Below are 12,266 nucleotides of genomic sequence, written 5' to 3'. Positions count from 1 at the left end.
AATCGAAGAGCAACTCGCCAGACTGCAGCAAATGCCCCACCTCATCCGCTCATTCTTCAAGGCGCCTTCTGTCGCCTATATTCTCGACTGCTGAGTAAGGCGGAACCCCAGCAGCAGCATGAGGGCGAACAAAAAGGCGGGCAACCCCACCCAGACGGCGACGCCTTGGAACAACATTGCGCACACCGCCACGGTTCACACTCTCTCAGTCTGTCGATGCCGTCTTGGCGGTGTAGGTGACGAAGTGATAGGCCCAGCCTTCTGGCGCGAGGTGCGATTCGCGCGCGGTTTCGGTGAAGCGGCTGCGATCCCAATCGGGAAAGCGCGTGTCGCCGCCGAAGTCGTGGTCGATCTCGGTGAGTTCCAGCCGGTTGGCCAGGGGCAGTGCCTGGGCATAGAGCTGGGCGCCGCCGATGACGAAGGCCAGTGCATCGTTGCTCACATCGTCACTGACCCGCTGCAGTGCCGCCGGAAGTGACTCGGCATGTTCCGCCCCCGCCGCCTGCCATCCGGGCTGACGGCTGATGACGATATTGCGGCGTCCCGGAAGCGGTCGTCCCAATGAATCCCAAGTGCGGCGGCCCATCAGGATGGGGTGGCCCAGGGTGAGGCGCTTGAAGTGCTGCAGATCGGCCGGGAGATGCCAGGGCATGCCGCCGTCTTTGCCGATCATGCCGTTGCGCGCCACGGCGGCGATGAGGACGAGTTCGGTCATACCGCCACAGGCGCCTTGATCGCCGGATGGTGCTGATAGTGGCTCAGCACGAAATCGTCGAAGGTGTAGTCGAACAGGCTCTCGGGTTTGCGCGCGAACTCCAGTGTGGGGTAGGGGTAGGGCGCGCGGCTGAGTTGCTCCTGCACCTGGGCGAAGTGATTGCTGTAGAGGTGGCAGTCGCCCCCGGTCCAGACGAAATCGCCGGGCAGAAGATCGGTCTGTTGCGCGATCATCAAGGTGAGCAGCGCATAGCTGGCGATGTTGAAGGGCACGCCCAGAAAAATATCGGCGCTGCGCTGATAGAGCTGGCAGCTCAGGCGTCCCGGTTCTCCGGGTTGGCGCGGTGGGGCGATGTAGAACTGGAAAAACGCATGGCAGGGCGGCAGGGCCATTTCCGCGATCTGGGCGACGTTCCAGGCGCTGACAATGATGCGGCGCGAATCCGGCTGGGTGCGCAGTTGCCGCAGCACTTCGCTGATCTGGTCGATGACGCGATGCGGATCGTCGGCCGTCGGCGCGGGCCAAGAGCGCCATTGCACACCGTAGACCGGCCCGAGTTCGCCGTCCGCGCGCGCCCATTCGTCCCAGATCGTCACGCCATGTTCTTGGAGCCAGCGCACGTTCGACTCGCCGCGCAGAAACCACAACAGCTCGTAGGCGATGCTTTTGAAATGCACCCGCTTGGTGGTGATGAGCGGAAAACCGGCCGACAGATCGAAGCGCATCTGGTGACCGAACACGCTGCGCGTGCCCGTGCCGGTGCGGTCGGTCTTGTCCTGGCCGTGGGTGAAGACGTGACGCATCAGGTCTTCGTAAGGAGTGGAAAGGGAAGGCATGAATCAGGTCAAAGGATTTGGAAAAGGATTCGAATTGGGGAGGGATACTATCGGTTTGTCACTTTCGAGGAGATTTTGCATGCAGCCAGCCATCGATCTGCAACCGGACGTCAACGGCAACTTCGGGCCCTACGGCGGCCAATACCTGCCGCCGCATCTCAAGGCCGTCATGGACGACATCGGCCGCGCCTATCTGTCCATCCGCGACACCAAGGCTTACCGCAGCGAGCTGGATGATCTCTATACCCACTTTGTCGGCCGCCCCAGCCCCATCTATCTGGCCAAACGCCTGACCGCGCATTGCGGCGGCGCGCGCATCTGGTTCAAGCGCGAAGACCTCAACCATACCGGCGCGCACAAGATCAACCATTGTCTGGGCGAGGCGCTGCTGGCTAAGCACATGGGCAAGACCAAGGTGCTGGCGGAAACCGGCGCCGGGCAGCATGGCGTGGCGCTGGCCACGGCCTGCGCGCTGGTCGGGCTGCCGTGCGAAATCCACATGGGCGAGATCGACGTCGCCAAGGAACACCCCAATGTCACCAAGATGAAGATTCTCGGCGCCAAGGTGGTGAGCGTGGATCGCGGCACCAAGACGCTCAAAGATGCCGTGGACAGCGCCTTCGAGGAATATTTGCGCGACCCCGAGCATTTCTTCTACGCCATCGGCTCGGTGGTCGGCCCGCACCCCTTCCCGATGATGGTGGCCGAGTTCCAGTCGGTCGTTGGCCGCGAGGCGCGCGAGCAATTTCCGAAGCAGGCGGGCAAGCTGCCCGATGTGGTCGCTGCTTGCGTGGGCGGCGGGTCGAACGCGATGGGTATTTTTTCCGGCTTCATCAATGATCCGGGCGTGCGTCTGGTGGGCGTGGAGCCCTCGGGCGTCGGTCGCGAGACCGGCAAGCATGCGGCCACGCTCACCTACGGCAAGCCCGGCACGCTGCACGGCTTTCGTTCCTATCTGCTGCAGGAAGTGAAGGAAGGCGAGCCCGATCCGGTGTATTCCATCGCCTCCGGACTCGACTACCCCGGCGTGGGGCCGCAGCATGCCTATCTCAAGGATATGGGCCGCGCCGAGTATTACGCCGTCGACGACGCGGCCTGCCTGGAGGCGTTCATGACGCTGTCGCGCACTGAAGGACTCATTCCGGCGCTCGAATCGGCCCATGCCGTCGCCTGGGCGATGAAGCAGGCCGCAGCACTCGGCAAGGAGGCTGACATCCTGGTCAACCTCTCCGGCCGTGGCGACAAGGATGCGGATTTCGTCGCGGATAAGCTGGGGCTGTAAACCTCACTGCATGAACTGCAGCGACGCCAAGCTGGCGTAGAGGCCGCCGCGGGCCATGAGTTCGGCGTGGGTGCCGATGTCGATGATGCGGCCCTGATCCATCACCACGATGCGGTCGGCGCGCTGCACGGTGGCGAGGCGGTGGGCGATAACCAGGGTGGTGCGGTCGCGCATGGCGTGTTCGAGCGCGGTCTGCACGTCGCGCTCGCTGGCGGCGTCGAGCGCGCTGGTGGCTTCGTCGAGCAGCAGCAGCGGGGCGTTTTTCAGAATGGCGCGGGCGATGCTGATGCGCTGGCGCTGTCCGCCGCTCAAGCGCACGCCGCGTTCGCCCAGATAAGTGGCGTCGCCCTGCGGCAGTTCGCGCAGAAAGTCTTCGGCCTGCGCGGCCCGGGCCGCGGCCTGTACCTCGGCGTCGGTGGCTTCCGGGCGGCCATAGCGAATGTTGTCGGCCGCGCTGGCGGAAAAAATCACCGCGTCCTGCGGCACCAGACCGATGCGCTGGCGCAGCGCCTTGAAGTCGGCCTGCTGCACGTCCACGCCGTCGATACGGATGCTGCCTTGCTGCGCGTCGTAAAAGCGCAGCAGCAGTTGCAGCACGGTGGTCTTGCCGGCGCCGCTGGGGCCGACCAGGGCCACGGTTTCGCCGGGTTCGATGCGCAGCGAAAAGTCGTCTAGCGCCGGTTTGTCCGGCCGCGAAGGGTAGAAAAACCGCACATGGTCGAGCACCACCGCCGAGCCGCGCTGCACCGCGGGTAGCGCGACCGGATGCGCCGGATTGCGCACGGGCGATTGTTCGGCCAGCAGTTCCATCAGGCGCTCGGTGGCGCCGGCCGCGCGTAGCAAGTCGCCAAACACTTCGGCCAGTGCGGCGGCGGAACCGGCCACCAGGCCGATATAGAGCACCGTCTGCCCCAGAACACCGGCGCTCATGCGGCCTTCCATGACCGACACCGTGCCCAGATACAGGCCATATAGCAGGGCGCCGAACATGGCGACGATGATGAAGGCGGTGAGCAGCGAGCGCACCTTGTTGCGGCTGACCGCGGTGCGGAATGCGGTTTCGGCCGAGTTGGAAAATCGCCGGGCTTCGTCGTCTTCGCGGGCGTAGCTCTGCACCACCGGCATGGCGGCGAGCACTTCGGAGGCTAGCGCGCTGGCGTCGGCGATGCGGTCCTGGCTGGCGCGCGACAGGCGCCGCACACGGCGGCCGATGAACACGGCGGGGGCCACCACCACGGCAATCACCATCAGCACGCCCAGCATCAGACCGGGGTTGGTGATGATGAGCATGGTCATACCGCCGATCAGCACCACCACGTTACGCAGTCCCATGGAAAAACTGGTGCCGACAACGGTCTGCACCAGCGTGGTGTCGGTGGTGAGACGAGACAGCACTTCGCCGGTTTGCGTGTGCTCGAAAAACTGCGGGCTCTGCCGCAGCACGTGGGCATAGACGGCGCTGCGCACATCGGCGGTGATGCGCTCGCCCAGCCAACTCACCATATAAAAGCGCGCGGCGGAAAACACCCCCAGCGCCACGGCCAGCCCGAACAGTCCGGCGAAATGCCAGCCTAAAGCCGCCCGGCTGGCTTGTGCGTGCAGCATGCCGGCGTCGATCAGCCAGCGCAGCGCCATCGGGAAGGCCAGGGTGCTGCCCGCGGCGAGCAACAAGAAGAGAAGCGCCACCGCAATGCGTCCACGATACGGGCGCAGAAACGGCAGCAAGCCGCTCAAGCTACGCATCGAGCGGCTGCGGGGGCGTTTGTCGGTTTGGGGGAGGGAGCGGGATGAGGCGTATTCGGCTGACATGCGGGCATTACAGCATGTCAGCTTTCAACATGCAGGACGAATGTCAAACGGCGGATGGAATGTCGGGATCGCCTTGCGCCTGATTGGGCTCGGGCGCTTGAGCCTCGTGATCGAGCAGCACCTCCGGCTCTTGCGTCATGCCGGTGCGGCTGTAGCCGGTGAAATGCGCCCCGGCTTCGATGTCGAGTGATTGTGCCGTCACGTCGCCTTCGACCTGGCCCTGGCCGTGAATGCGCAGTTGTTCCGTCGCGTGCACTTTGGCCTTGATGCGCCCGTGGACGAGCACACTGCGAGCGCTGACCTGTTTGCCTTCGATCGCGCCAGTGGTGGAGACTTCGAGATCGCCATCGACCTGCACCGTGCCGAAGATCGTGCCGTCAACGCGCAGATTGCCCGCCGCGCGCAGATCGCCATGCACCTCGCTGCCCGCGCCGATGTACGTCAGCGCCGAGGGTGTGACGGCGGCCGTCGCGGCGGAAGCGGCGGATTCTTTCGACCAGACATCGGTGGTCTTCGGCGTTTTCGGCTTGAACATGAGGCAGTCCTATCGTTGGGCAAGCAGGTAGGTGGCGGGGTCGAGCGTCTTGTCCCCGTAGAGCAAGGTGTAGTGCAAATGCGGGCCGGTGGAGCGGCCGGTATTGCCCGACAGGGCGATGACCTGACCACGGGTGACCGTATCGCCGGCCTTGACCTGGATGGTGCTGAGGTGGCCGAACAGGCTGCGGTAGCCGAAGGGGTGGTCGATCACCACGCAGTTGCCATAGCCCGACTTCCATCCCGCACTCTCGACCACGCCGTTGGCGGTGGCGTGGACGGGCGTGCCCGGTTTCACGCCGAAGTCGATGCCGTTGTGAAACTCCACGCCGCCGCCCATGGGGTTGGGGCGCAGGCCGTAATCCGATGTGATGGGCGCATCGCCATTGACAGGGTCGCCCATGGGCCGCGCCGCCTCCAGCGAAGCGAGGTGATGGGCTTGCGGCAGCAACAGACTCAGGCGCGCACCGATCAGATCGACTTCATCGTGCAGCAGCGCTGGGGCATTGGCCGCGTTGAGCGGTTGCGCGATGCCGCCCTGGTTGACGTTTTTCTCCTCCACCGGAAACTGCTCGGCCCGCTTCTGCACAAATCCGCGCATGGTGGTGGCGAGGCTGTCCACGCGCTGTTTGAGCGCGAGAAGATGGCTGGCCATGGCGCCGTTTTCGGCCTGCAGCCGGGCGTTGGCGGTCTGGGCGGTGGCGGCTTGCGCGGCCAGTTGATCCGCGCGCTGCTGCAGATTGCCGCTGGCGACCTGGCGCCAGGCCATGAAAAACGTGACCATGAGCCACAGGGCCACGGCCGCCAGCACCCAGAAAGCCGCACGACGCAGGGCATCGAGGTCGATACGGAAACTGTGCGCGGCATGGCCCGGCCGGGTGATGAGAATTTCCAGATGCCGCGAGTGCGCCGCCGCACGCGGGTTGGCGGGCTTGCCGAACAGGGCGGAGATCAGGGCAGGGCGCTTGGGCAATCGCATGAGTGAAGAGTCTGCGGGCGGATCGTTGACAAATTCTACCCAGCGCAGGGGGCGAGCCCCCGCAAACGCGGGTGAATGGTTACAGCTTGAAACGACACAGTCGGGCGCGGCTGAAGGACGGCTGTGAGTCAGTTTTTGATGGGCCGCCAACGCAAAGTCCTGCTGGAGACGCGGTGCAATCGCTGCCGGTATAGTGCTCGAATGACTGCACATTTCCCCAGCTCTTCGGCCTCTTCCTCAGATGAGGAGAGCGCCATCCGCATCATCGGTGCGCGGCAGAACAATCTCAAGAACCTCGACTTGGACATTCCGCTGGGGCGCATTGTCGTCGTCACCGGAGTTTCGGGGTCGGGTAAGAGCTCGCTGGTGTTCGACACGGTGTACGCCGAAGGCCAGCGGCGCTATGTCGAGACGTTCTCGCCTTACGCGCGGCAGTTTCTCGACCGCATGGATCGCCCGCAGGTCGATCGCATCGAGGGCATTCCGCCGGCGATCGCCATCGATCAGACCAACCCGGTGCGCACCTCGCGTTCCACCGTGGGCACCATGACCGAGCTGGCCGATCATCTCAAGCTGCTGTTCGCCCGCGCGGCCAGACTGTACTGCCGCGGCTGCGGCGCGGAGGTGCGGCGGGATACGGCGCAGAGCATCGTCGAGGACGTGCAGCGCCGCGCGCGCGGGCTGCCGCAGGGGCTGCGCGCTGCCGTGGTGTTCGCGGTGGCGGTGCCGCAGGGCATGAGCGTGGAGCACATCACCCAGCAACTCGCCGCGCAGGGTTACACCCGCATTCTCGGCGAGCGCGACACGCCCAAAGGACGGGTGCTCGACGTGGTGCAGGACCGACTACGCCTGCCGACCGACGAGCCCGCGCGGCTCAGCGAGGCCGTCGAGGCGGCGCTGCGGCTCGGGCAGGGACGAATTGAAGTGCACGAACTGCCGCGCGATGCCGAAGCCGCCGAGAGCAATGGGATGGTGTGGCGTTATTCGTCGGATCTGCACTGCCCGGATTGCGACATCCATTACCGCGACCCCAGCCCCGGCCTGTTCAGCTTCAATTCGCCCGTCGGCGCCTGCGAAACCTGTCGCGGCTTCGGCCGGGTGATCGGCGTCGATCTCGATCTGGTGATTCCCGATGTGCGTAAAACCCTGCGGGCCGGGGCGGTGAAACCCTGGCAGACGCAGAGCTTTGCCGAATGCCAGACCGATCTGGAGCGCTACGCCGCGCAGGCCGAGATCAGGCTCGATGTGCCTTGGGCCGAGCTCAGCGAACGCGAGCGCATCTGGGTCATCGAGGGCGACCCCGATTGGCGCGGCAACTGGCAGAAGCAGTTCTACGGGGTACGGCGCTATTTCGACTGGCTGGAGAGCCGCGCTTACAAGATGCATGTGCGCGTGCTGTTGTCCAAGTACCGCAGCTACACCGCCTGCCCCACCTGCCAGGGCGCGCGGCTCAAGACCGAAGCGCTGCTGTGGCGCATCGGCTCGAAGCTCCAGGCCGACACCGCGCTGCAAGGCGGCTACCGGCGCTTCCGCCCGGTCGGGGCGCTGTGGAGCGACGCCGTGCTCGGTGGTCTGCCAGGCTTGAATCTGCACGACGTCAACTCGCTGCCGATCGAGCGCCTGCAGCGTCTGTTCGCCGACCTGGCGCTGCCGGACATGGCGCAAGCCGCCAGCAGCATGCTGCTCGACAACATCCGCTCGCGTCTGCGCTACCTGCGGGATGTCGGCCTGGGCTATCTCACCCTCGACCGCCAGTCGCGCACCTTGTCGGGCGGAGAGGTGCAGCGCATCAACCTCACCACCGCGCTGGGTACGGCGCTGACGCAAACCCTGTTCGTGCTCGACGAGCCGTCCATCGGTCTGCATCCGCGCGATCTCGACCGGCTGGGCGGTGTGCTGCATCGGCTCAAGGAGGCGGGCAATTCGCTGCTTCTCGTCGAGCATGACCCCCAGCTCATGCGTACCGCTGACTGGATGCTGGAAATCGGCCCCGGCCCGGGCGAGCGCGGCGGGCATCTGGTATTCCAGGGCCCACTCGATCAGGCGCAGCGCGCAGACACGCTGACCGGCCGTTACCTCAGCGGTGAACTGAAGGTGAGCGACGCTTTGCCGCGCCGACGCACCCCGCGCCGCGATGCGCAGGGCGGTCTGCTGGCGCCGCGCCTCATTCTGGAAGGCGCGCGCGAGCACAACCTCAAGTCGCTCACGGTCGAGATTCCGCTCGGCTTCATGACGGCGCTCACTGGCGTGTCGGGCTGCGGCAAATCCACCCTCATCGGCGACGTGCTGTATCCGGCGCTGGCCCGCGCGCTGGGCAAGACCGCGCCCGTGCCCGGTGCCTTCGACCGCCTGCTCGGCGCCGATCAGGTGGGCGACGTGGTGCTGGTCGATCAGTCGCCCATCGGCAAGACGGCCCGCTCCAATCCGGTGAGTTTCGTCGGCGCTTTCGACGGCATTCGCGCCCTGTTCGCCGCTTTGCCCGCCGCACGCGAGCGCAGCTACACCGCGGGCACTTTCAGCTTCAACAGCGGCGACGGCCGTTGCCCCACCTGCGGCGGTTCGGGCTTCGAGCATGTGGAAATGCAGTTCCTGTCGGACGTCTACCTGCGTTGCCCCGACTGCGACGGCAAGCGCTACCGCGCCGAAGTGCTCGAAGTGCAACTGCCGGCGCAGGCCGGGTTCGCCCCGCTGAACATGGCCGAGGTGCTCGACCTTACCGTGGCCGAGGCGCTGCAGCGCTTTCGCGGCCAGTCCGACATCACCCGGACGCTGCAGGCCCTGGTGGATGTGGGGCTGGACTATTTGCGCCTGGGTCAGCCCACGCCAACGCTATCAGGAGGCGAGGCCCAGCGGCTCAAGCTCGCGGGCTTTCTGGCCGAGGCCGCCAAGAGCCGGGCCGGGCTGGCGCGCAAGGGCACGCTGTTCCTGTTCGACGAGCCGACCACCGGCCTGCACTTCGACGACGTGGCCAAACTGCTGCGGGCCCTGCGCAAACTGCTCGACGCCGGGCACACCGTGCTGGTGATCGAGCACAACCTCGATGTCATCGCCTCGTCGGACTGGGTCATCGACCTCGGTCCCGAAGGCGGTGACGCCGGGGGGCGGCTGGTGTTCGCCGGACCGCCCGACGAGTTGGCCGCCTGCGCGACATCGTTCACCGGCCAGGCGCTGGCACGGGACGCGGCTCAGCGACGAGCCGGGCAAAACCCCTCCCCACCCCAACCCTCCCCACTCAGTGGGGAGGGGGTGTTCTCCTCCTCCACTCGTGGGGGAGGTCGGGAGGGGCATCCGAAGGACGCGCGAAGCGCCGTTCTCACCTCCTCCACTTGTGGGGGAGGCCGGGAGGGGGCAGCGAACGCCTCGTCTCTGTTGCAAGCCGCCGAACCGGCCGCGACGTATCGCACCGCGACACCCGAACCCGCCGACGAACCTATCGGGCCGCACCTCGCCAGCGCGTGGCGAGATGACGGTGATCACCGGCGTTTCCGGTTCCGGCAAATCGACCCTGGCCTTCGACGTACTGTTCACCGAAGGCCAGCGGCGCTATCTGGAGTCGATCAATGCCTACGCCCGGCAGTTCGTGCAGCCCGCGGCGCGGCCCGATGTGGAGGCCATCGTCGGCATTCCGCCCACGGTGGCCATCGAGCAACGCACCAGCCGCGGCGGGCGCAAGAGCACCGTGGGCACGCTCACCGAGGCGTACCACTTTCTGCGGTTGATCTACGCCAAGTGCGGCACGCAATATTGTCCGGACTGCAACATCCCCATCGAGCCGCAAAGCCCCGAGGCCATTGCCGCGCAATTGCTGCGCGACTGGCGCGGTCAGCACATCGGGCTGCTGGCGCCGCTGGTGGTGCAGCGCAAGGGTTACTACACCGATCTGGCGGTATGGGCGCGCAGCATGGGCTACACCCATCTGCGGGTGGACGGCGCATTCGTGCCGACCGATCCCTGGCCGCGGCTCGATCGCTTCAAGGAGCACAGCATCGAACTCCCCGTGGGCGATGTGGTGGTGCGGGCGGAGAACGAGGAGGCATTGCGCGATCTGCTGCGGCGTGCCTTGGCACTGGGCAAAGGCGTGGTGCTGGTCCTGGCGCCGCTCGATGGTTTGAAGGAGGCGATGGAAGCCGGGCAGCCCGAGCCACCGATGCGCAGCCTGCTGCTGTCCACCAAGCGCGCCTGTCCGGGCTGCGGGCGCAGCTTCCGCGAACTCGATCCGCGTCAGTTTTCCTACAACTCGCCCACCGGCTGGTGCCCCACTTGCTTCGGCACAGGGGAATTGATTGCTGGTTTCGATGCCGAGCAGACCGGCGAGGAGGCCGCCTGGGTCGAGGCGGACGGCGAGAAGGCTGCGTCGCGAGGCAAACCGGGCCGGGGCCGCAAGGCCGCGCCGGTGGCCGCACCAGGCGCTCCGTCCAGCTGCCCGAGCTGCCACGGCGCGCGGCTGAACCGCGACAGTCTGGCCGTTCGGCTGCGCGATCAGTCCATCGCCCAGCTGGCCGCACGCGACATCGATGCCGCCGCAGCCTGGTTCGGCGCACTGGCCCTTACACCGCGGGAAGCCGAGATCGTGCGCGACGCCCTGAGCGAAATCCGTTCGCGCCTGGCCTTCATGCAGCAGGTGGGCCTAGGCTATCTGGGGCTGGACCGCGGCGCGCCCACGCTCTCCGGCGGCGAGGCGCAGCGCATCCGGCTGGCGGCGCAACTCGGCAGCAATCTGCGCGGCGTGTGCTACGTGCTCGACGAGCCGACCATCGGCCTGCATCCGCGGGACAACCGCATCCTGCTCGACGCGCTGGACCGGCTCAAGGCCAAGGGCAACACCCTGGTGGTCGTGGAACACGATGAAGACACCATGCGCCGCGCCGACCATCTCATCGACATCGGCCCAGGGGCGGGGCGGCGCGGTGGGCAGGTCGTGGCTAGCGGCGCGCTGGCGGAAGTCATGGCCCATGCCGAAACGGCCACCGCGCGTAGCCTGCGCGATCCCATGCCCTGGCCGCTGCAGCCGCGCCCGCTCACCCGGGCCGAACAACCCGCGTTGCATCTGCACAGTGCGCATCTGCACAATCTGCAGGGCTTGAGCGCGCAGTTTCCGCGAGGGCGGCTCACCGTGGTCACTGGGGTGTCGGGTTCGGGCAAGTCCACGCTGGCCCGCGAGGTGCTGGTGCCTGCGCTGCGCCAGCGGCTCGCCGGGCATGCGGGCGAGATCGACGGCGCGGGCGATCTGACGGGCTGGGAGGGTCTGGAGCGCGTGCTCGAAGTCGATCAGTCCCCCATCGGCAAGACGCCGCGCTCTTGCGCCGCCACCTATCTGGGCCTGTGGGACGGCATTCGCCAGTTGTTTGCCGACACCGAGGAAGCGCGCATCCGCGGCTACACCGCCAGCCGCTTCTCCTTCAACGCTGGCCCTGGCCGCTGCCCGACCTGCGAGGGGCAGGGCGCGGTGAAGGTGGCGATGAACTTCTTGCCCGACGTCACCGTGCCCTGCACCGATTGCAACGGCCTGCGCTTCAACCCTGAAACGCTCGCGGTGCGCCTGCGCGGCCGCAACGCCGGCGAGGTGCTGCAGATGGAGGTGGACGAAGCCGTCGAGTTTTTCGCGGCGCACCGCAAAATCCATCACGCGCTGCAATTGCTGCAGGACGTGGGGCTGGGTTATCTGCAACTCGGCCAGCCCAGTCCCTTCCTGTCGGGCGGCGAGGCGCAGCGCATCAAGCTGGTTACCGAGCTGGCCACCGCCGGAACCCGGCCGACGGTGTACGTGCTCGACGAGCCGACCGTCGGTCTGCACAAGACCGATACCGAAAAACTCATTCGCGTGCTGCACCGCCTGACCGACAGCGGTCATACCGTGGTGGTCATCGAGCATGACCTCGACATGATGGCCAATGCCGACTGGCTGATCGATCTCGGCCCGGAAGGCGGCAAGGGCGGCGGGCGGCTGGTGATGCAGGGGCCGACGGCCGACTTCCTCGAAGCCGATGCGCCGGGGCATACCGCAAAGGCGCTGCGAGACGCCTGGACGCAGCATCAGGCGCAATATCGAGTGGCGCACGCCGATTTGGATTGAGCCACGCAAAACCCACTCTTATGTCATATACAAGACTG

Annotated in this window: 6 protein-coding genes and 1 pseudogene; 2 read left to right on the top strand and 5 right to left on the bottom strand. The window is 66.4% G+C overall.

The genetic code is table 11. From position 1 onward, the window contains the following. Positions 1 to 205: 205 nt before the first annotated feature. Together B7X30_RS07305 and B7X30_RS07300 are read right to left on the bottom strand one after the other, a co-directional pair. On the bottom strand, positions 206 to 715 hold the full coding sequence (locus B7X30_RS07305) for a dihydrofolate reductase (RefSeq protein ID WP_286730059.1): 510 nt from the start codon (positions 713 to 715) through the stop codon (positions 206 to 208). After that, complete coding sequence (locus B7X30_RS07300) at positions 712 to 1,551, bottom strand: thymidylate synthase (RefSeq protein ID WP_286730058.1); 840 nt, start codon at positions 1,549 to 1,551, stop codon at positions 712 to 714. The genes B7X30_RS07305 and B7X30_RS07300 overlap by 4 nt, the downstream gene beginning before the upstream one ends. A gap of 79 nt (positions 1,552 to 1,630) precedes the next feature. On the opposite strand from B7X30_RS07300, the gene trpB reads away from it, so the two are divergent. Continuing rightward, complete coding sequence (trpB, locus tag B7X30_RS07295) at positions 1,631 to 2,833, top strand: tryptophan synthase subunit beta (protein ID WP_286730057.1); 1,203 nt, start codon at positions 1,631 to 1,633, stop codon at positions 2,831 to 2,833. A gap of 3 nt (positions 2,834 to 2,836) precedes the next feature. Here the strand turns inward: trpB and B7X30_RS07290 are convergent, their stop codons facing one another. From B7X30_RS07290 to B7X30_RS07280, 3 genes are read right to left on the bottom strand one after another with little or no spacing between them, the layout of a single operon-like run. Next, on the bottom strand, positions 2,837 to 4,642 hold the full coding sequence (locus tag B7X30_RS07290) for an ABC transporter transmembrane domain-containing protein (RefSeq protein ID WP_502694411.1): 1,806 nt from the start codon (positions 4,640 to 4,642) through the stop codon (positions 2,837 to 2,839). Between the two features lie 43 nt (positions 4,643 to 4,685). Further along, complete coding sequence (locus B7X30_RS07285) at positions 4,686 to 5,177, bottom strand: bactofilin family protein (RefSeq protein WP_286730055.1); 492 nt, start codon at positions 5,175 to 5,177, stop codon at positions 4,686 to 4,688. Between the two features lie 9 nt (positions 5,178 to 5,186). Then, the gene (locus tag B7X30_RS07280) at positions 5,187 to 6,155 is read right to left on the bottom strand and encodes a M23 family metallopeptidase (RefSeq protein ID WP_286730054.1); all 969 of its coding nucleotides are present in this window, start codon (positions 6,153 to 6,155) and stop codon (positions 5,187 to 5,189) included. A 201-nt stretch (positions 6,156 to 6,356) separates the two neighbouring features. Here B7X30_RS07280 and uvrA point away from each other — a divergent pair. Then, positions 6,357 to 12,228, top strand: a pseudogene (gene uvrA, locus B7X30_RS07275) (excinuclease ABC subunit UvrA). Positions 12,229 to 12,266 lie beyond the last annotated feature (38 nt).

The organism is Thiomonas sp. 13-64-67 (assembly GCF_002282795.1).
Classification (GTDB): domain Bacteria; phylum Pseudomonadota; class Gammaproteobacteria; order Burkholderiales; family Burkholderiaceae_C; genus Thiomonas; species Thiomonas arsenitoxydans.
Note: the sequence above shows the minus strand (reverse complement) of the source record. Positions and strands in the feature narration are given on the sequence as shown.

Coding starts and splice junctions, on each gene's coding strand:
- trpB (WP_286730057.1), top strand. CDS start 1,631: ATGCAGCCAGCCATCGATCTGCAACCGGACGTCAACGGCAACTTCGGG.
- B7X30_RS07285 (WP_286730055.1), bottom strand. CDS start 5,177: ATGTTCAAGCCGAAAACGCCGAAGACCACCGATGTCTGGTCGAAAGAA.
- B7X30_RS07290 (WP_502694411.1), bottom strand. CDS start 4,642: ATGTCAGCCGAATACGCCTCATCCCGCTCCCTCCCCCAAACCGACAAA.
- B7X30_RS07305 (WP_286730059.1), bottom strand. CDS start 715: ATGACCGAACTCGTCCTCATCGCCGCCGTGGCGCGCAACGGCATGATC.
- B7X30_RS07280 (WP_286730054.1), bottom strand. CDS start 6,155: ATGCGATTGCCCAAGCGCCCTGCCCTGATCTCCGCCCTGTTCGGCAAG.
- B7X30_RS07300 (WP_286730058.1), bottom strand. CDS start 1,551: ATGCCTTCCCTTTCCACTCCTTACGAAGACCTGATGCGTCACGTCTTC.